The 20152-nt window shown below is 72.0% G+C and carries 16 protein-coding genes; 12 read left to right on the plus strand and 4 right to left on the minus strand.

Translation table 11 applies throughout. The features are described from left to right. Positions 1-45: 45 nt before the first annotated feature. The 3 genes from AB4078_RS00430 (at position 46) to AB4078_RS00440 (ending at position 3517) form a co-directional block, all read left to right on the plus strand. On the plus strand, positions 46-1569 hold the full coding sequence (locus AB4078_RS00430) for an amino acid permease (protein ID WP_440735055.1): 1524 nt from the start codon (positions 46-48) through the stop codon (positions 1567-1569). Further along, entirely contained in the window at positions 1566-2693 is a 1128-nt protein-coding gene (gene alr / locus AB4078_RS00435; protein WP_440735056.1) for an alanine racemase, read from the plus strand. The genes AB4078_RS00430 and alr overlap by 4 nt, the downstream gene beginning before the upstream one ends. Before the next feature lie 74 nt (positions 2694-2767). Further along, the gene (locus AB4078_RS00440) at positions 2768-3517 is read left to right on the plus strand and encodes an IclR family transcriptional regulator domain-containing protein (protein ID WP_440735057.1); all 750 of its coding nucleotides are present in this window, start codon (positions 2768-2770) and stop codon (positions 3515-3517) included. Here the strand turns inward: AB4078_RS00440 and AB4078_RS00445 are convergent. After that, positions 3511-4320 carry an IclR family transcriptional regulator gene (locus AB4078_RS00445; RefSeq protein ID WP_441975516.1) on the minus strand — a complete coding sequence of 270 codons (810 nt, stop codon included), beginning with the start codon at positions 4318-4320 and terminating at the stop codon, positions 3511-3513. The two genes, AB4078_RS00440 and AB4078_RS00445, sit on opposite strands and share 7 nt — an antisense overlap. A gap of 62 nt (positions 4321-4382) precedes the next feature. Between AB4078_RS00445 and mmuM the strand changes: the two genes are divergently transcribed. The 9 genes from mmuM (at position 4383) to AB4078_RS00490 (ending at position 15051) form a co-directional block, all read left to right on the plus strand. Beyond that, complete coding sequence (gene mmuM / locus AB4078_RS00450) at positions 4383-5339, plus strand: homocysteine S-methyltransferase (RefSeq protein ID WP_441975517.1); 957 nt, start codon at positions 4383-4385, stop codon at positions 5337-5339. Positions 5340-5395: 56 nt separating this feature from the next. After that, positions 5396-6673: a glycosyltransferase gene (locus AB4078_RS00455; protein ID WP_441975518.1), complete on the plus strand. Its 1278-nt coding sequence runs from the start codon at positions 5396-5398 to the stop codon at positions 6671-6673. Next, positions 6670-8751, plus strand: a complete 2082-nt coding sequence (locus tag AB4078_RS00460) for a glycosyltransferase family 39 protein (RefSeq protein WP_441975519.1) — start codon at positions 6670-6672, stop codon at positions 8749-8751. Before AB4078_RS00455 ends, AB4078_RS00460 begins: the two co-directional genes overlap by 4 nt. A gap of 27 nt (positions 8752-8778) precedes the next feature. After that, on the plus strand, positions 8779-9636 hold the full coding sequence (locus AB4078_RS00465) for a response regulator transcription factor (protein WP_441975520.1): 858 nt from the start codon (positions 8779-8781) through the stop codon (positions 9634-9636). Next, on the plus strand, positions 9633-11201 hold the full coding sequence (locus AB4078_RS00470) for a sensor histidine kinase (protein WP_441975521.1): 1569 nt from the start codon (positions 9633-9635) through the stop codon (positions 11199-11201). Before AB4078_RS00465 ends, AB4078_RS00470 begins: the two co-directional genes overlap by 4 nt. Beyond that, positions 11198-12700 (plus strand): L-serine ammonia-lyase, iron-sulfur-dependent, subunit alpha, encoded by a 1503-nt coding sequence (locus AB4078_RS00475; RefSeq protein ID WP_441975522.1) that lies wholly within the window; start codon positions 11198-11200, stop codon positions 12698-12700. Before AB4078_RS00470 ends, AB4078_RS00475 begins: the two co-directional genes overlap by 4 nt. Before the next feature lie 54 nt (positions 12701-12754). Continuing rightward, complete coding sequence (locus AB4078_RS00480; protein WP_441975523.1) at positions 12755-13342, plus strand: TetR/AcrR family transcriptional regulator; 588 nt, start codon at positions 12755-12757, stop codon at positions 13340-13342. Between the two features lie 204 nt (positions 13343-13546). Continuing rightward, entirely contained in the window at positions 13547-14320 is a 774-nt protein-coding gene (locus AB4078_RS00485; RefSeq protein ID WP_440735066.1) for an ABC transporter ATP-binding protein, read from the plus strand. After that, on the plus strand, positions 14317-15051 hold the full coding sequence (locus AB4078_RS00490; RefSeq protein WP_441975524.1) for an ABC transporter permease: 735 nt from the start codon (positions 14317-14319) through the stop codon (positions 15049-15051). The genes AB4078_RS00485 and AB4078_RS00490 overlap by 4 nt, the downstream gene beginning before the upstream one ends. On the opposite strand, the gene hrpB is transcribed toward AB4078_RS00490, so the two are convergent. From hrpB to AB4078_RS00505, 3 genes are all read right to left on the minus strand, one after another. Next, the gene (gene hrpB / locus AB4078_RS00495) at positions 15048-17651 is read right to left on the minus strand and encodes an ATP-dependent helicase HrpB (RefSeq protein WP_441975525.1); all 2604 of its coding nucleotides are present in this window, start codon (positions 17649-17651) and stop codon (positions 15048-15050) included. The two genes, AB4078_RS00490 and hrpB, sit on opposite strands and share 4 nt — an antisense overlap. Before the next feature lie 72 nt (positions 17652-17723). Then, a complete protein-coding gene (locus tag AB4078_RS00500) occupies positions 17724-19340 on the minus strand; it encodes a flotillin domain-containing protein (protein WP_441975526.1) in 1617 nt (538 codons plus the stop codon). A 197-nt stretch (positions 19341-19537) separates the two neighbouring features. Next, a complete protein-coding gene (locus AB4078_RS00505) occupies positions 19538-20041 on the minus strand; it encodes an HNH endonuclease (RefSeq protein ID WP_441975527.1) in 504 nt (167 codons plus the stop codon). Positions 20042-20152: the final 111 nt, after the last annotated feature.

Consider the following 20152-nt stretch of genomic DNA (forward strand, 5'->3'; position numbering starts at 1 on the left):
AAGCCTTTCGTCTCAGCCCCACCCGAACCTTGAATGCGAGACCTCATGAGCCCACTGCCCGGGGAGAAAGAACTCCCCAACGCCCTGCCCCGCACCACCGCGACCCAGGTACCGCTGCGCCGACTGCAGCGTTCGATGGATGCGCGCCACCTGATCATGATCGCCCTGGGCGGTGTGATCGGATCCGGCCTGTTCCTCAGCTCGGGCTACACGATCAGCCAGGCCGGCCCGCTCGGTGCGATCATCGCCTACCTGATCGGCGCCTTCGTGGTCTACCTCGTGATGGCGTGCCTGGGCGAGCTCGCCACCGCCTACCCGGTGTCCGGCGCGTTCCACATCTACGCCTCCCGCTCGATCGGCCCGGCCACCGGCTTCACGACCGCCTGGCTGTACTGGCTGTGCTGGGTGGTCGCCCTCGGGTCCGAGTTCACGGCGGCGGGCATCCTCATGCAGCGCTGGTTCCCGGCCGTGCCGGTCTGGGTATGGTGCCTCATCTTCGCGGCCGTGCTGTTCACGATCAACGCGATCTCCGCCCGCGTGTTCGGCGAGACCGAGTTCTGGTTCTCGCTCATCAAGGTGCTCGCCATCGTGGTGCTCATCGTGCTCGGCGCCGCCGCCATCTTCGGGTTCACGCCGCTGTCGGCTGAGCACCCGGCCGCGCTGCTGTTCCGCAACTTCGACACGCCCCACGGACTCTTCCCGGGTGGCGTCGGCGGCGTGCTGATGACCTCGCTCGCCGTGTTCTACGCGTTCAGCGGATCCGAGCTCATCGGCGTCGCCGCGGGCGAGACGAAGGATCCCGGCCGCAACATCCCGCGCGCGCTGCGCTCCACAGTGCTGCGCCTGCTCGTGCTCTTCGTGGGATCCATCACCGTGATCGCCGCGATCCTGCCCTACGACAAGGCGGGCGTGACCAGCAGCCCGTTCGTCGACGTGTTCCAGTACGTCGGGGTGCCGTTCGCGCCCGACATCATGAACTTCGTCATCATCACGGCGCTGCTGTCGGCGGGCAACAGCGGGCTGTTCTCGTGCGCGCGCATGCTGTTCTCGCTCGCGGAGGAGGGGCACGCCCCGAAGGCGTTCACCCGGCTCACCCGGCGCGGCATCCCGATCGTCGCGCTCAGCGTGAGCATGGTGCTCGGACTGGTCTCGCTGCTGTCCAGCGTGATCGCCGCCGAGACCGTCTACCTCGTCCTCGTGTCGATCGCGGGCTTCGCGGTCGTGGCCGTGTGGATGTCGATCGTCGCGGCGCAGTTCTTCCACCGCAGGGCGTTCCTGCGCGGGGGCGGCGACCTGGCGACGCTGCCCTACCGCACGCCGCTGTACCCGGTGGTGCCGATCCTCGCGTTCGTGCTGCTGCTGATCTCCGTCATCGCGATCGCGTTCGACCCGAACCAGGTCGCCGCGCTGTACTTCGGCGTGCCGTTCGTGGGCCTGTGCTACCTGTACTTCTGGTGGCGGTACGGGCGGCGCGGCGCCGCACGCGTCGAGGTCGTCTCGGAGGAAGCGCCGGTCGACCGCGCGGAGGATCCGGCGGCGGAGGAGCCCATCGCCGGCATCGGACGATGACCCGCGGACCGGGATGGATCGAGGTCGACGTCGACGCGATCGCGTACAACGTCGCGACGGTTCTGCACGAGCTCGGCCCCACGCCGCTGTGCGGGGTGGTCAAGGCCGATGCGTATGGCCACGGCGTCGATCTCGTCCTCCCGGTCCTCATGGCGGCGGGCGTCGACATGATCGGCGTCACCGCGAACGAGGAGGCGCACAGCGCGCGGCGGCTCGGATTCCGCGGCCGGATCCTGCGCGTGCGCCCCGCGTTGCGCGAGGAGATCGAGGACGCGGCCTCGGCGCGCGTCGAGGAGTGGGTGGGCGGCCTCGCCCACGCCCGCGAGATCGACGCGGCCGCACGGATGATCGGTCGCCGGATTCCAGCACACGTCTCGATCAACGCCACCGGGCTCAGCCGTGACGGGGTCGACCTGGGTCGTGCGGGCGGTCGCGACGAGGTGAGTGCCATCGGCGCCCTGCCCGGCCTGCATCCGATCGGCGTCTGCGCGCACTTCCCCTGCGAGGATGAGCGCGACGTCGCCGAGGGCGCGGAGGCCTTCCGTTCGCAGTCCGCCGAGGCGGTCGCTCTGCTCGGGCCGGACACGGTCCGGCGCGTCGAGCGGCATTGCGCGACCTCGTTCGCGGCGCTGACCGTGCCGGCATCGAGGTTCGATCGGGCGCGCGTGGGGGCCGCGCTCTACGGAGACACCTCGGCGCGGCCCGGCCTGCTGCGACCGGCACTGCGTCTGCTCTCGCGGGTCGCCGCCGTCAACGTCTATCCGACGGGCAGCACCGTCGGCTACGACCGGACGCATCGGACGGCGCGGACCTCCCGCCTCGCCGTCGTCCCGCTCGGGTATGCCGATGGCTTCCACCGCGTGCTCGGCGGTCGTGCCGAGGTGCTCGTGGGCGGGCGACGGGCGCCGGTGGTCGATCGGCACGCGATGAACACCCTCATCGTCGATGTCACGGACCACCCCGGGGTGCAGGTCGGGGACGAGGTGGTGCTCGCCGGCGCGCAGGGGGACGAGGAGATCACGATGCAGGATCTGGAACAGGCCTCGGGCCAGATCGCCGCCGACCTCTACACCGCGTGGGGCCGCCTGCTGCCCCGCCGCGTGCGCAGCGGGACGCCGTCGTGAGCGGCGCGAAGGCCCCGGGTAGGCTGGCCGGATCCGGGTCGCTCCGGACGCTGCCGGTCGAAGGGGGAAGCAGGATGTCCGCTCCCTCATCGCTGTCCCAGGGGCTGACGCTGCTCGAATCCGCGGTCGAGCGCGAGCGCTCCGGCCGGGCCGGCTACAACGCCTCCCGACTCGCGGACACGTCCGGCATCGAGCGGAGCCGCGTGTCCCGGTTGACCACGGAGCTGCGGGCGCTGCACTTCCTCGAACGCGACGACGCCGGAGTGCTCAGCGCCGGCGACGCCTACTTCCGGACGGCCGCGGCGCTCGAGCAGCCGTGGCTGCGTGCCGCCCGGAGCGAGCTGCGGATCCTGGCCTCGACACTGAGGATGACAGCCCTGCTCGTGGCCGCGGACGGTCCTCGAGCGCTGCTGCTGCGCTCCGCGACCGGCGTGGGTTCGGCCGACGCCGCCGCGCCCTACGGGATCGTGCCGATCTGGTGCACGGGTGCCGGGAGGGCCCTGCTGTGGGACGATTCCCGGCCGGATCTGGGGGAGAGGCTGCGAGAGGTGCGGTTCGTCGGCATCGGCGGTCCGGCTGCCGCGCGTACGACGGACGAGGTGCACGACCTCATGGAGCGCGACCGCGCGGACGGGCTCATCGTGGCCGCGGACGAGTACGCGGAAGGCGTGACGGAGATCGCCCTGCCGATCCGGGCGCGGGGGGAGATCGTGGCGTCGATCGCCCTGAGCGGTGCGCTGCGGAGTGACGGGCGGATTCGCACGGCCCGCGCCGCGCTGGCGGCGGCGCGCGATCGACTGAGCGCCCTGGCGACCGGTCAGTGAGCGGCGCGGTCTCTGCGGCGTCCGTCGGGCGCGCCGAGCGCGGCCGACAGCGCCTCGGCTGCAGCGACGCACGCCTCCGCGAGCTGGGCGGTGCGCGGTTGCAGGGTGCTTCGCTCCCCGACGATCTGCACACCCGCGGCCACCTCGTCGCGGAAGTCCCAGACGGGGGCCGAGACGGAGTACAGTCCGGGCTCGGCTTCCTGATCGACGAGCGCATACCCGAGGGTGCGCGCCTCCCGCAGCCGGTCGAGGAAATCCTCTGCGGAGGCCGGCGCGTTCGGTCCCGGACTCGTGAACGCGGTCCGGGCGAAGACCGCACGCACCTCCTCGTCGGACGCGTCCCAGAGCACGGCACGCCCGGCGTCGCTGCAGAAGGCGGGATAGGCGCGGCCGACCCAGGATCCGATCATCCCGGACTCCCGGGGGATGCTCTCCACGATGGTCAGGGTGCTGTCGCCCTGCAGGACGCCGAGGAAGCAGGCCTCGCCGACGGTCTCGGCGAGCTCGTCGAGCACCTGCAGTCCCGCGGTGCGCAAGCGGCGATCCGTGAGGTCCTGCGCGGTGGCGTACCAGCTCCATGCCAGCCGGTAGCGGTGGTCCTCACCGCGCACGACGAGGTCGCGGTCGGCGAGGGCGGACAGAGTGCGGGACACCTGCGAGCGCTCCCGTTCGAGGGCGAGCGCGACGTCGCGGACGGAGACGCCGTCCGGGTCGTCGGCCGACAACGCGGCGAGTGTGGAGAGCACGTCGAAGCCACGTCCCATGCTCGTCCGGGGCGGGTCGAGATCCTCGGCGAACGGCATGGCATGAGCGTACTCGACCGCCGGGCTCCGTCCGGCGGATCGAGCAGAGGAAGGGCGGGACGATGACCGTATCGACGCACGTCGATCGCGAGAGCGAGTCCATCGCGCTCACGATCCTGGACGGCGGGATGTCGACCGCCCTCGAGCAGCAGGGGATCGAGGTGGGCGGCGCGCTGTGGACGGCGCGCCTGCTCGCCGACGAGCCGGAGCGGATCGCCCGCGCCCACCGCGCGTTCTTCGAGGCCGGAGCCCAGGTCGCGACGACCGCGACCTACCAGGCGAGCGAGCGCGGGTTCGTCGCAGCCGGCCTGGATGCCGCCGAGGCTCGGGCGCTCGTGGCGCGCGGGGTGACGATCGCGCGGGAGGCGCGAGACGAGTGCGCCGTCTCCAGGCCGGGGCTCCGCGTGGCGGCGTCGGTGGGCCCCTATGGCGCCGTGCTCGGCGACGGCTCCGAGTACCGGGGCCGGTACGGCGTCGCCGCGCGGCAGCTGCGTGACTTCCATGGTCCGCGTCTCGAGGCGCTCGCCGCCGCCGGTCCTGATCTGTTCGCGGTCGAGACCATCCCTGACCTCGAGGAGGCCGTGGTGATCGCTGCGCTGCTCGACGACCTCGGTGTGCCGGCCTGGTTCAGCTACTCCGTGCGCGGCGACGATACCTGCGCCGAGCAGCCGCTCGCCGATGCCTATGCCGCGCTCGCCGGCGCACGCATGGTGATCGCTGCGGGCGTCAACTGCTCGGACGAGAACGACGTGCTGGGCGCGGTCGAGACGGCGGTGACGGAGACCGGGCTGCCCGCGGTCGCCTATCCGAACCACGGCGGCGTGTGGGACAGCGCGACGAAGACCTGGTCGCGGGCGCGTCCCCTCGACCTCGACCTCGTGGACGCCTGGATCGCCGCCGGCGCCCGCTACATCGGCGGCTGCTGCGGCTACGGCCCCGGCGACGTCGCTGCACTGGCGCAGCGCCTCGACCGACGCGATCCCGCTGCCGTGCCGCCAGGGCTGCTGCGCGAGCCTTAGCCCGTCCATAGCGGTGGCAAAGCGCTCGTCCCGGGGCGCTGTCGAGCATGGATCCCATGACCCAGGATCCGACTCTCGACCTCGACCTCGACCTCGTCGTACCCGTGCACAACGAGCAGGACACGCTCGAGCAGAGCATCGCGCTGCTGCACGAGCACCTCAGCGCCGAGGCGCCGGGCTCCTGGCGGATCACGATCGCCGACAACGCCAGCACCGACGGCACGGCGGCGATCGCCGATGGGCTGGCCGAGCGGCTCGATCGCGTGGTGGTGGTGCACCTGGCGGAGAAGGGACGGGGTCGCGCGCTCAAGGCGGCCTGGTCGACATCGCCGGCCCGGGTGCTCGTCTACCTCGACGAGGACCTGTCCACCGATCTGCGCGCACTGCTGCCGCTGGTCGCCCCGCTGCTCAGCGGCCATTCCGACCTCGCGATCGGATCCCGCCTGGCGATCGCGTCACGCATCGTGCGCGGCGGCAAGCGCGAGTTCGTCTCGCGCTCCTACAACGCGCTGCTGCGCGGCACGTTCGGCGTGCGGTTCAGTGACGCACAGTGCGGGTTCAAGGCGATCCGCGCCGATGTCGCGCGTCGTCTGCTGCCGTATGTCGAGGACACCGGCTGGTTCTTCGACACCGAGCTGCTGATCCTCGCGGAGCGTGCTGGGCTGCGGATCCACGAGGTGCCCGTCGATTGGATCGACGACCCGCACAGCTCGGTCGACATCGTCGCGACCGCGACCGCCGACCTCAAGGGGATGGTGCGTGTCGGCGCCGGTCTCGCGCGTGGTCGGATCCCCGTCGACGACCTCTATCGAGACATCGGGCGGCACCCGATCGCCCAGCCGCGGACGCCCCTGATCGCCCAGGTCTCGCGCTTCGGCGTGATCGGAGTGCTCTCCACGATCGCCTACGCGTTGGTCTACCTGGTTCTCCAGGTGATGATGCCTGCGCAGACCGCGAACTTCCTGGCGCTGCTCGTCACCGCGATCGCCAATACCGCCGCGAATCGCCGCTTCACCTTCGGCATCCGCGGCAGAGCCGGTGCCACGACGCATCATCTGCAGGGCCTCGTGGTCTTCGGGATGGCCTGGGCGCTCACGAGCGGATCCCTCGTCCTGCTGCACTCGGCGGATCCGCATCCGGGCGCCTTCGCGGAGGTGGGCGTGCTCACCCTCGCGAACCTCGTCGCCACGCTGCTGCGATTCGCGCTGCTGAAGGTCTGGGTGTTCCGCGAGCCGGCGCGCAGACGCGCCGGCACTGCACCCGCCGAACTCGTCGAACCGCTGTCCACCCGGCACCACCTCACCACTCTCGCTCAGGAGGCGAACCGATCATGAACGCATCCGTGGCCGTCGCGCCCGCTCTGCCCACCCACCCGCCGACCGGATCGCACCCGGTTGTGGCGAACAGCGCCGTCCTCGCGACCCGGCGGTCCCGCTGGGAGGCGCCCGCCTATGCCGGCGCGCTTCTGCTGACCGGGATCCTGTACGTCTGGAACCTCGCCTCGAGCGGCTGGGCCAACGCGTTCTACTCCGCCGCCGTGCAGGCCGGCACGCAGAACTGGGTCGCGTTCTTCTACGGATCCAGCGATGCCGGCAACTCCATCACGGTGGACAAGCCGCCGGCGAGCCTGTGGGTGATGGAACTGTCGGCGAGGATCTTCGGGCTCAGCTCGTGGAGCATCCTCGTTCCCGAGGCGCTCATGGGTGTGGCGACCGCCGCGATCATCCTGTTCACCGTGCGGCGCCGGTTCGGCGCGGCCGCGGCGCTGGTGTCGACGGGCGTCTTCGCGCTGACCCCGGTCGCCGCGCTCATGTTCCGGTTCAACAACCCGGATGCGCTGCTCCTGCTGCTGCTGACCGCATCGGTGGCGATGACCCTGCGCGCGATCGACCGGAATCGGCTGCGCTGGCTGCTGCTCGCCGGGGTCGCGGTCGGCTTCGGGTTCTTGACCAAGCAGCTGCAGGCGTTCCTCGTGCTGCCGGTGCTCGCCGGTCTGTACGCCGCGTTCGCGGGTGTCCCGATCCTGAAGCGGCTCTGGCATCTGCTGGCCGCGCTGGGCGCCGTGATCGTCTCGGCGGGCTGGTGGGTCGCCGTGGTCGAGCTCGTCCCGGCATCGGCACGGCCCTACATCGGGGGCTCGCAGACGAACAGCTTCCTGGAGCTCACCTTCGGCTACAACGGCCTCGGCCGGCTCACCGGGAACGAGACCGGAAGCGTCACCGGAGGTGGTGGCACGGCCGCGGCCGGCGGTGGCGGGATGTGGGGATCCACCGGCCTGTTCCGCCTCTTCGAGAACGAGATCGGCGGGCAGATCTCCTGGCTGATCCCCGCGGCCCTGATCCTCTGCGCCGGGGCCCTCGTGCTCATCGGCCGGGCGCCCCGTCGGGATCCTCGCCGCATCCTGATCGTCGTGTTCGCGAGCTGGCTCGTCGTCACGATGCTCGCGTTCAGCTTCATGGCCGGGATCTTCCACGCCTACTACACGGTCGCGCTGGCCGCGCCGCTCGCCGGGCTCGTCGGGGCATCCGGCGCCGTCCTGTTCCGGCACCGGGGCCGGCTGTGGGTGCGCATCCTGCTCGCGGTGTCCGCGGTCGTCACCGCCGCCTGGGCCTGGGTGCTGCTGGACCGCGCGGTCTCCTGGCTGCCGTGGCTGAAGGTCGTCGTGCTGATCGTCTCGGCGGCCGGTGCGCTGCTCGCCCTCATCCCGCCGCGGTCTCGGGTCCTCACCGCCGCGACACTCTCCGCGCTGCTCGTGGGGGCACTCCTCGCCCCTGCCGCGTACACGATCGAAACGGTCGGCGCGGCCCACTCCGGCTCGATCGTGACCGCGGGGCCGACGGTCCAGGGCGGCATGGGCGGATTCGGCGGGCGCGGCTTCACCGGTGGTGCGCCGGGTGGCAACGGCGGCTTCGGAGGCCGCGCACCCGGTGGCAACGGGTTCCCCGGAGGCCAGACCGGCACGGGAACGCAAGGTGGCACGGGAATGCCGGGAGGCACGGGAGCACAGGGCGGCGCCGTAGCGGGTGGGCGTGGCGCGGGCGGCGCGGGCGGGCTGCTCGAGGCCTCCACGGTCAGCTCCGCCATGAAGACGCTCCTCACGGCCGACGCCTCGAGTTACACCTGGGCCGCGGCGGCGATCGGCTCTCAGACCGCGGCCGGGTACCAGCTGGGCACGGGGGCGGCCGTGATGCCGATCGGCGGCTTCAACGGCAGCGATCCCTCACCGACGCTCGCCCAGTTCCAGGCCTACGTGGCATCGGGACGGATCCACTACTTCATCGCCGGCGGGCGGATGGGAGGATCGAACGGCGGCAGCGACGTGTCCGCCCAGATCCAGCAGTGGGTCGAGGCGAACTTCACGGCGAAGACCGTCGACGGCGTGACGGTCTACAACCTGACGGCGCAGAATTGAACCGGCAGGGGCGAGGGGGAGCAGATCATGGCTGACATCACGACCGACCCCGAGGCCGCCGCGGCTTCGATGCCCCTCGGCCTGCCGCCGATCGTGCGGGCCGACGGATCTCCGGCGCGGGCGCTCGTGGTCGACGACGAGCAGGCGCTCGCCGCGGCGGTCGGCGGGTCGCTGGGCGCCGACGGCTGGGAGGTGCGGGTGGAGCACCGCGGCCGGAGCGCCCTCATCGCGGTGCGCGAGTTCCAGCCGGACGTGGTCGTGCTCGACATCATGATGCCGGACATCGACGGGCTGGACACCCTGGAGCGGATCCGTGCGATCCGGCCCGAGATCCGGGTGCTGTTCCTCACCGCGCTGGACAGCCACGACGACCGCATCGCGGGGCTCCGCGCAGGCGGGGACGACTATCTCACGAAGCCCTTCGCGATCGCCGAGCTGCAGGCGAGAGTGCGGGTGCTGGCCCGCACCGCTGCGGCGATCGGGCGGCCCTCCGAGGCGCAGCTGCGGGTCGGCGACCTCGCGGTGGACAAGGGCGAGGCCACGGCCGTGCTCGCCGGATCGCCGCTCGAGCTCACCCCGACCGAGTTCGAGCTGCTGCTCCTGCTCGCCAACAATGCCGGGCGCGTGCTGCGCCGGGCGCAGATCCTCGAGGCGGTCTGGGGATACGACTTCGGCACGGAGTCGAACCTCGTCGAGGTCTACGTGTCGAGCCTGCGCCGCAAGCTCGCGGCATCGACGGCGCTGAGCCTGGAGACCGTGCGGCTGGTCGGCTACGTGCTGCGCGTCGCGGACGGTGCGGGCAGTGGATCCGTTCGGGTCGACGGATCCGGATCCGGATCCGGCTCTGGACCAGGTTCTGAATCCGGTTCCGGGGGAGGCGCATGAGACGCCCTCGCAGCCTCCGCCTGCAGGTGGTGCTCATCGCCTCGGCCCTGGTCGCGGCGGTGAGCATCGTCGTCGGTGTGGTCGCGGTGCTGTCGTTGCACGACTACATGCTGGGGCAGGTGGATGCCCGCCTGAACGGCGCGGCCGCGCGCGGGGCCGACATCGCGGGTGGGCGGGGACCGGGACCTACGTCCGGGACGACGCCTCAGACCAGCCCTGGTGCCACGCCGGCGCCCACGCCGCCCCCGCGACCCAGCCGCAACGACGTGGTCGGGGCGCCCGGCCAGTCGGCGGGAACGATCACGGCGATCTTCCGCGATGGCGCGTTCGAGCTCGGCGGCTGGATCGCCTCCGACGGCGTGCGGCACGATCTCACCGCCGCGCAGAAGAAGCTCCTCGCCGCGCGCCTGCCCACCGGATCCGCGGACCGCACCGCGCCGGTCACCCTCGACCTCGGCGGCTCGCTCGGCGAATACCGCGTGGCCGGGCGCACGACGCCCAGCGGTGTGGGCGTCGTCACGGCGCTGCCGCTGGACTCGGTGGCGGCGGTGACCGGGCGGCTGACGCTCGTGGTGGTGCTGGTGGGCGCCGCCTGCTTCGTACTCGCGATGGCGGCCGCGGCGGTCGCGATGGGCCGAGCGCTGCGTCCGCTGCGACGCGTCGCGCACACGGCGGCGGCGGTCACGGCGGTGCCGCTGGATCGGGGTGAGGTACGGCTCGCCGAGCGCGTCGACGCGAGTGACATCGCCTCGACCGCCGAGGTCGGCCAGGTCGGCACGGCCCTGAACGACATGCTCGATCACGTGGAGAGCGCGCTCGCCCAGCGCGAGGCCAGCGAGTCGACGATGCGACGCTTCGTCGCGGATGCCAGCCACGAACTGCGCACCCCGCTCGCCACGATCCGCGCGTACGCCCAGCTCTCCGAGAGGTCCGACGCCGAGGAACGGGAGGTCCGCGGCAACGCGGCGCTCATCGATGTCGAGGGTGTGCGGATGGGCGCGCTCATCGACCAGCTGCTCCTGCTCGCGCGCCTCGACGCGCTGCCCGAGCTGGCGCGCGACGAGGTCGACCTGCGGCTGCTCGTCGCCGAGGCGGTGCTCGCCGCCCGCATCGCCGGCGCTGAGCACGCCTGGGTCATGGAGCTCGGTGAGGATCCGGCACTCGTCCGCGGCGATGCGGCGGATCTGCGTCGGGTCGTCGACAACCTCCTCGCCAACGCCAGGGTGCACACCCCGGCCGGGACGACCGTGCGCGTGCGGCTGGACGAGGTGCGGACCGGGCAGACGGCCGGCTCGGTGCGCCTCACGGTCTCCGACGACGGACCCGGCCTGCCCGACGCGGTGCGCGAGACCGTGTTCGAGCGCTTCGCCCGGGGCGAGACCTCGCGCTCCCGCGAGGGCGGCGGCACCGGTCTCGGCATGGCGATCGCGAAGGCCGTGGTCGAAGCCCACGGCGGTGCCATCGCGGTCGGCGAGGGCCCTGGCGCGACGTTCGTGGTGACGCTTCCGACAGCGCGACCGGACGCGGATCCGGGAGGCTCGGGGCGGATTACGCTGGAGGGGTGACTGCGTACGTCTCGGCCTTCGATCTGTTCTCCATCGGTGTAGGACCTTCGAGCTCCCATACCGTGGGCCCGATGCGCGCCGGCGTCGACTTCGCCGCGCGGCTCGCCGCGAACGGCACTCTCGAGCAGGTGGCCCGCGTCACATGCTCGCTCTACGGATCCCTCGGCGCCACCGGTCTCGGCCACGGCACGCCCGACGCGGTCGTGGCGGGCTTGCGCGGCCTCACGCCCGAGACCTGCGATCCCGCGGACGTGCGCCGCGCCTGGGCCGATTGGACCGACGGATCCTCGCTCGCGCTGAACGGCACGCACGACATCGTCTTCGAGAAGGACGACATCACGTTCGAACCGCGCACACGCCTGCCCGGCCACCCCAACGCGATGACCCTGCGTGCCCTCGACGCGGACGGGATCCATCTCGCACAGGAGACCTACTACTCGATCGGCGGCGGCTTCATCCGTCGCGACGGGGAGGAGGCCGGACATTCCCTGCAGAAGGCGGCCTTCCCCTTCGGGTACGCCGACGCCGCCTCGCTGCTCGAGCTCTGCGACGAGAACGGGCTGACGATCGCCGAACTCGCGCGGCTCAACGAGACCGCGCTGCGCAGCGAGGAGGAGGTCGCGGCCGGGCTCGACGCGATCTGGAACGCCATGTCCGCCTGCGTCGATGCGGGCCTGCACGCCGAGGGAACGCTGCCCGGCATCCTCAAGGTCAAGCGTCGCGCCGGTGCGATCCGCGAGCAGCTGGACGAGGTCGAGTCCGAGGGTCACCCCGCCATCCCCGGCGAGTGGTTGGGCGCGTTCGCGCTCGCCGTCAACGAGGAGAACGCCGCGGGCGGGCGGGTGGTCACCGCCCCCACCAACGGCGCGGCGGGGATCCTTCCCGCCGTGGCGATGTACTGGTGGCGCTTCCTCGCCGACTCCGGTCTCGGCGCGGGCAACGCCGTCACGCCGTACGGGGAGCTGGTCGGCAGCGCCCTGCTCGGCTTCGGGGCGGAGGCATCGCTCGTCGCGGTCGGCGCGCTCGAAGACCCCGAGGAGCTCGCCGAGGCCAACCGCCGGCGCGGCATCCGCCGGTTCCTGCTCACCGCGACCGCGCTCGGATCGCTGTTCAAGGCGAACGCGTCGATCTCCGGCGCCGAGGGCGGCTGCCAAGCCGAGGTCGGATCCGCGTGCGCGATGGCCGCGGGTGGACTGACCGCCGTGATGGGCGGCACGAACCGCCAGATCGAGAACGCCGCCGAGATCGCGATGGAGCACCACCTCGGGCTCACCTGCGACCCGATCGGCGGGCTCGTGCAGATCCCGTGCATCGAGCGCAACGCGATCGCGGCCTCGACGGCCGTGACCGCGGCCCGGCTCGCGCTGCGCGGCGACGGACAGCATTACGTCTCCCTCGACGCCGTCGTCGAGACGATGCGCCAGACCGGCCTGGACATGTCGACGAAGTACAAGGAGACGAGCGAGGGCGGCCTCGCGGTGAACGTCATCGAGTGCTGAGTCGAGTTCTGCACCCGGGGCGCACCCTGGGCGCACCCGTCGTAGGGTGAGCAGATGAGCACGACGCGTCGCCGCGGACGCCCGCGGGGCGAATCCGGATCCCGGGGCCGGATCGTCGCCGCCGCCGAGCACGAGTTCGGCGAGAACGGCTACGACGGCGCCACGATCCGCGCGATCGCGGGCCGCGCGGAAGTGGACTCGGCACTGGTGCACCACTACTTCGGCACCAAGGCGGATCTGTTCGCGGAGGTCGTCGGCATCCCGCTGCGACCCGACGTGGACGTGCCGGCGATCGTGCAGGGGCCGCGCGACGAGGTCGGCGAGCGGGTGGTGCGCTACGTGCTGGAGGCGTTCGAGCGCCCCGAGGTGCGTCGCCGCGGGGTGACGATGATCCGCGTCGCGCTCGGATCCAAGGCGATGTCGCCCGTGCTGGTCGGCTTCCTCGCACGTGAGCTGATCGGCCGGATCACGGCGCTTCTCGAGGTGCCCGATGCCGCGCTGCGGGCCACGCTCGTCGCCTCTCAGATGGCCGGGCTGATCGTGACGCGGTACGTGGTGAGGCTGCAGCCGATCGCCGACGCCCCGATCGACGAGCTCGTCGCGCGCATCGGACCGACGATCCAGCGCTACCTGTTCGATTGACGCGCCCGGCCTTGTCTGGTCGTTGAGCGAGGACGCGCGCAGCGCGACCGAGACGCGGAGCGCCCTCAGGGACCGGCACCTCGCCAGGGCACTCCGTTTCGTCTCGCGAAGACCCGCGCTGGGCGAGCGTCAGCGAGTCGAAGTGTCGCTCAACGACCTCATGGCCCCTTGACCCCCGATCTGCGCGGATCCATAATTCATCACATGATGAATAACGCGGTGGTGATCGACGGGCTGCATGTGCGGCGCGGCCGGCACGACGTGTTCGACGGGCTCGCGCTGACCATTCCCCGCGGCGAGGTGACGGGGCTGCTCGGCCCGTCCGGCTGCGGCAAGACGACGCTCATGCGCGCGATCGTGGGCGTGCAGCGGATCCGCTCCGGGAAAGTCGAGGTGCTCGGGCTGCCCGCGGGATCCGCTGCCCTGCGCCACCGCGTCGCCTATGGCACCCAGGGCGCCGCCGTGTACTCCGACCTCACGGTGCGGCAGAATCTGCGCTACTTCGCCGCCGTTCTCGGGGTCGGCCACGCCGACGCCGACCGCGTCATGGAGCAGGTCGGGCTGACGCCGTATGCCGGGCAGCAGGTGTCGGCGCTCAGCGGCGGGCAGGCGAACCGGGTGTCGCTCGGGGTGGCGCTGCTGGGGTCGCCCGAGCTCGTGGTGCTCGACGAGCCGACCGTGGGCCTGGACCCCGTGCTGCGTTCGGAGCTGTGGGATCTGTTCCGCAGGATCGCCGAGGCCGGCACGACGATGGTCGTCTCGAGCCACGTGATGGACGAGGCGCTGCGCTGCGACCGGCTGCTGCTCATGCGCGAGGGGCGGATCGTGTCCGACACGACGCCGGCCGAGCTGCTGGCGGACACCGGCAAGACCGATCCGGAGCAGGCGTTCCTCGTGCTCATCGCCCGGGACGAGGCCGCGGAGAGCGGTGCGCAGCCGCATACCCGCCGGCAGCAGCGTGAGGCGGCGGCATCATGAATCCGCGCCGGCTGTTCGCGACGGCGGGCCGGGTGCTCACGCAGCTGCGGCACGACCCGCGCTCGATCGCACTCATGGTGATCGCGCCGAGCCTGCTGGTCGGGCTGTTCGCCTGGCTCTTCACGGACTCGAGCGGCGTGTTCGACAAGTTCGGCGGCGCGATCCTGGCGCTGTTCCCGTTCATCGTGATGTTCCTCGTGAGCTCGATCACGACCCTGCGCGAACGGCGGTCGGGGACGCTCGAGCGACTCATGACCACTCCGCTCGGCAAGGCCGACTTCGTGCTGGGATACGCGCTCGCGTTCGGGCTGATGGCGGTGCTGCAGGCCGTCGTCACGGTCGCATTCGCGGTGTACGTCTGCGGGCTCACTGTGGACGGGCCCCTCTGGCAGCTCGGTCTGGTCGCGGTCGTGGACGCCGTGCTGGGCACCTCGCTCGGACTGCTCGCGAGCGCGTTCGCACAGACCGAGTTCCAGGCGGTGCAGTTCATGCCGCTGCTGGTGTTCCCGCAGATCATCCTGGGCGGGCTGTTCATGCCGCGCGACAAGATGCCCGATGTGCTGTACGCCATCTCCGACTGGCTGCCGCTCAGCCACGCGATCGATGCGATCCAGGCGGTGACGGCGGGCACCGGTCACTGGGACTTGTGGCGTCCGGTGCTGATCGTGGCGTGCTTCGCCGTGGCGTTCCTCGTTCTCGCGCCGCTCACGCTGCGCCGGCGCACCTCCTAGTCGCGCGCGGGCTGGTCGCGCCCGGCCCGGTTCTTCGTGTGCCGGGTCGGCGCGGCCTGCCAGGGGTCCTCCGGCCAGGGGTGCTTCGGATAGCGCCCGCGCATCTCGGCGCGCACCTGGGCGTACGGGCCCGACCAGAACGACGCGAGATCGTCGGTGACGGCCAGCGGGCGCCCGGCGGGGGAGAGCAGGTGGAAGAGCACGGGGACGCGCCCTCCGGCCAGCCGCGGAGTCTCGGCCCAGCCGAAGCACTCCTGCAGCTTCACCGCGACCACCGGGCGGGCCGTCGCGTCGTCATGGGGCGGATACTCGATCCGGATCCGGGATCCGCTCGGCACTTCCAGACGCTCCGGCGCGAGCGTGTCGAACTCCGCGGCGGCGGGCCACGGCAGCAGCCGGCGCAGCGCCGGGGCGAGGCCGATCCGCGCCGTCGGTGTGCCCGATGCGAGAGCGTCGATCTCGGGGCCGAGCCAGTCGTCAAGCGCCGCGGTCAGTGCGTCGTCGGAGACGTCAGGCCATCCGGATCCGAGTGCGTGCCGCAACAGGGCCATCCGGCGGCGCAGCTGATCCGCGCCCTCGGACCAGGTGAAGACCTCGAGACCGTCTGCTCGCAGGGCGCGTCGCACCGCGTCATGGCCCTCCTGTGCGCTCGGCCGGATCGGCACGGATGAGCGCACGATCGCGCCCACCCGGCGCTCTCGCCGGGCGGCGACCTTGCCGCTCACGAACTGCGCCTCGACCTGGTCCGTGATCAGATGATCGGCGGCCCGCTCCACCTGCGTCTCTGTGATCGCGGCGGCGGCCCGGATCACGGCCCCTGATGCGCCCGCCACCCGCCCGGAGGCGCGCGCGACGTCGGCGACGGCGAGCCATTCCACGTCCGCGAGCGGCGGCCGTACGCCGGCACGGGTTCCGGAGGCCAGCAGGAACGTCGCTCCGTCCGCGGTGCGTTCGACCCGCCGCGCCACGCGCGCGGGGAACGCGAGGGCGATCACGAGTCCTGCCTCACCGACCCCGCCTTGGGCGGGCGGCTGCGGCGGCAGCGGCGACTGCGGTGACCGGGACGGGGGCGGGATGAAGCGCCGCAGCCGTTCGGCCTCCTGTGCCCAGCGGCGGGCGTCCGGTGCTCGGCCGTTCCGCAGGGCGACGATCGCGCCGGCGACGTCCGCATCGGGCACGCGCAGGTCCCCGCCGAGCAGGGCGACGACCTCTGCGGCCAGCCGGGCGCCCACGAGTCGGCTGCCCTCGATCAGGGCGCGGGCGAGGCGGGGGTCGACCGGGATCCGGGCCAGCACCCGTCCTTCGGCGGTCGCGCGGCCGTCGGCATCGGTCGCGCCGAGATCGTGCAGCACGCGCTGGGCCTCGGCGAGGGAGTCGGCGGGGAGTGGATCGATCAGCCGCAGCCCCGTGCCGCCCGGTGCGCCCCAGCAGGCCAGGAGCAGTGCGGCGTCGGCGAGGTCCGCGGTCGCGATCTCGGGCGCCGGCCGGGCCGGCGCTGCCGCGAAGGTGCGCTCGTCGAGGCAGCGGATGACCGTGCCAGGGCCCTGTCGTGTGGCGCGTCCTGCGCGCTGCACCGCGGAGGAGCGGGCGGCGGCGGCGGTCACCAGTCCGCTCATGCCGCGTGCCGTGTCGCGCTGCGGGAACCGGGACAGGCCGCTGTCGACCACGAGGCGCACGCCCGGCACGGTGAGCGACGACTCGGCAAGGGAGGTGGTGACGATGATGCGCGGCGGGTCGGATGCGCGGCGCCCGCGGATCACCGCATCCTGCTCCGCCGCCGGGATCCGCCCGTGCAGCTCGCGGACGTCGAACTCTCGGCCGTCGTCACGCAGGCGGCGTGCGATCTCGGCGACCTCGCGCGCCCCCGGTGCGAAGACCAGCACGTCGGCGGTGGGGTCCTCACGGATGAGGTCACCGGCGGCGGACGCCGCGGTCCGCGCCACGTGATCGAGGAATCCCCAGGTGACGCCCCTCTCATCCAGCCGGGGGACGGGGCTCGGCGCCCAGCGCTCGGTGAGCGGATGCGCCGGGACCGTGTGCTCGACGATCTGCGCCGGCACGGTGTCGCTTCCGAGCGCAGCGGCGATCCGCGCGGCGTCGAGCGTCGCCGACATCGCGACGAGGGTCAGGTCGTCACGCAGTTCGCGCACCTCGCCGAGCAGTCCGATCAGGAGGTCCGTCTCGAGGGCGCGTTCATGCACCTCGTCGATGACGACCGCATCCACGCCGTCGAGGCCGGGATCGTCGAGCATGCGACGCAGCAGCACGCCCGCGGTCACGAACTCGACGCGGGTGTCGCGGCTCACGGAGCGCTCACCGCGCACGGTGAAGCCGACCCGGGTGCCGAGTGGCGAGCCGTCGAGCTGCGCGAGCCGGCGCGCCGCCGCCCTGGCCGCGACGCGGCGCGGCTGGGTGACGATCACGCGGCCCGGAGCGCGGGAGGCAAGCAGAGGCGGGATCAGCGTGGTCTTGCCGGTTCCGGGCGGTGCGCTGATGACGAGAGCCGTGCCGGCGTCGAGCGCCGCGGTGACCTCGTCGAGGGCCGCGGCGAAGGACAGCCCCGTGCCGATCGAACCGAGGTCGAAGGGCGCAGAGGTCATCCGTCCAGTCTGCCGCGAAACGAGCACGGCGCCCGGACCCCGAAGGATCCGAGCGCCGTTCGTGGAGTGGCGTTACTCCGCGGTCTCGTCTTCCTTCGCCGCGCGCGTGGCGGGCGCGGTCGCCCTCACTGCGGCGCCGCCCGCGTGCGCGGCCGAGTGGTGCGTCTCGGACTGGGCGAGACCGGCACCGAAGCCGCGGCCCACGGCCTGGCCCTGGATGATGCCGGCGAGATCGAGCCCGGTCGCGGCGTGCACGCTGTCGAACACGCTGCGCAGCGCCTTGGCACTGTCGCCGCCGACGACGCTGGATGCGCCGTCGTCACCGGACCCGCCGATGATCGACACATTGCCGATCGTGGAGTAGCCCTTGGCGAACTCGGCCATGATCGACGGCAGCACCTCGAGCACGCGCTGCGAGAGGAACGCCTCCTGGTTGGACGCGATGGCCTTCGCCTCGGCCTCGACGGCGGCGGCCTTCGCCTCGCCCTCGGCGCGGATCGCGTCGGCTTCGGCGGTGGCGCGCACGCGGCGGGCCTCCGCCTGCGCATCGGCCTGCGCGCGCAGAGACGTGGCTTCACCGGTGGCCTTGGCGATCGCGGCGGCCGCCTCGCCGTCGGCGCGGGCCTTGTCGGACTGCGCCTGCTGCTCGGCGATGCGGGTGGACGCCTCGGCCTGCTTGATCTGCTCGATCGCGGCGGCCTCGGCGGCGCGCTCGCGCGTGTAGAGCTCGGCCTGGGCGCGGGTCTCCGCCTCGTAGCGCTGGGCGTCGGCGACGCGCTTGACGTCGGCGTCGAGCTGGGCCTGCTTGTTCTCGGCCTGCTGCTGCAGGACCGCCTGCTCGGCCTGCGCGCGGGCGAGCTGCTCCGCCTGCTCCGCCTCGGCGCGCGCCCGGCCGACTCCGGCGGCGGCATTGGCGGTGTTGGTGTCGAGAGCGGTCTGCTCGACGAGGTTCGCCTCCTGGTTGGAGATGAGCTTCTGATTGATCGCGCGGTCGGCGTTCGTCTGCGCGATCTCGGCGGCCTGTCGCTTCGCCTGGATCTCCGGCGCGCCGAGCGACTGGATGTAGCCGACCTTGTCGGTGATGCCCTTGATCTGGAACGAGTCGAGAATCAGGCCCTGCTCGGCGAGCTCCTGCGAGACGTCGGCGGCGATCTGATCGGAGAACTTCTTGCGCTCGCGCATGAGCTCGACGACCGAGAGGGTCGCGACGATGCCGCGGAGGGCGCCCTCGAGCTGCTCGGTGGTGAACTGCTCGATGGCCTTGTCCTGAGAAGCGAAGCGCTCGGCGGCGCGGCGCACGAACAGGGGGTCAGATCCGATCTTCACGATCGCGACGCCATCGACGTTCAGCGTGACGCTGTCGAGCGACTGCGCCTCGGCGTTCAGCAGCACCTGGCGCGAACGCAGGGAGATGATCTCGTGGCGCTGCGTGATCGGGTTGACCAGCGACTTGCCGTTCACGATGACGGTGACCGGCGACTCGGACATCTCGGAGCTCGTGGATCCGTCGGGCAGCAGGGTGGCGCGCTGCACCTTCTGCTTGCGGCCCGAGATCACCAGCGCCTCATCGGCGCGGGCGACCTTGATCCAGCTGCGCGCGAGCAGCAGCACGACGAGAAGGACGATGACGACGCCGACGATCGCGGCCCCGATGATGATGAGCAACCCGACGAGGGCGGCGGGGTCCATATGCACTCCTGTGTGTGTTCTCCGGTCGCCCGTCAGGAGGGCGTCAGGAACGACTATGCCAGAAGCTATGAAGCAGCCGTGAGCGACGCTGCATCCTGCAGCCATGCGCGCACGAGGAACTCTGGGGCGTCAGGATCAGCCCCCGCCGCTGGCGAACACACGCCCCCGCCGTGGCACTCTGGCGTACCGCCCCGATCTCAGGCCGCGAGCTCGTACCGTGCTCTGCCCCCGAGCCGCGGCGTGCGGAGGGGATCGACGTGCAGGGGTGGGATGAACCAGACCCGACTGCGCCTGCCCTTGCCCTCGATCCGGATCTCCCAGGCGTTGTCGTGTATGCGATGGTGGCAGCTCTCGCAGAGCAGGATCCCGTTCTCGAGGTTCGTAGGCCCGGCGTCGCGTCTCCACCAGCGGATGTGATGAGCGCGGGTCATCGACGGCGGCAGTCCGCACATCGCACAGCCGCCGTCGCGTTCGGCGAGGGCGAGGCGCTGCGCGGTGGTGAAGAACCGCAGCCGGCGTCCGTAGTCGAGGATCTCGCTGTCTGTACCGAGCACGCAGGGGATGACGCCGCCGCTGGCGGCGAGCTGCCGGGCGGCGCCGATGCTGAGCGGGAGGTCGGATCCGTCGATCGTGGCGTATCCGGTGCCGTCGGCGAGGTCCTTCAGGTCGACGCGCACCACCACGGTCCAGAGCTGGCGCATCGTTCTCGCAGCCGAGGGCGTGCGCGCAAAGCTCGCTGAGCGCCTCGGCGCGCAGCGCGGCGACGGAACGATGGTCGGCATCGGGTGCGTCCGGGTCGAGCTGGTTCTTCT

The organism is Microbacterium sp. 2MCAF23, assembly GCF_052115565.1.
Classification (GTDB): Bacteria; Actinomycetota; Actinomycetes; order Actinomycetales; family Microbacteriaceae; genus Microbacterium.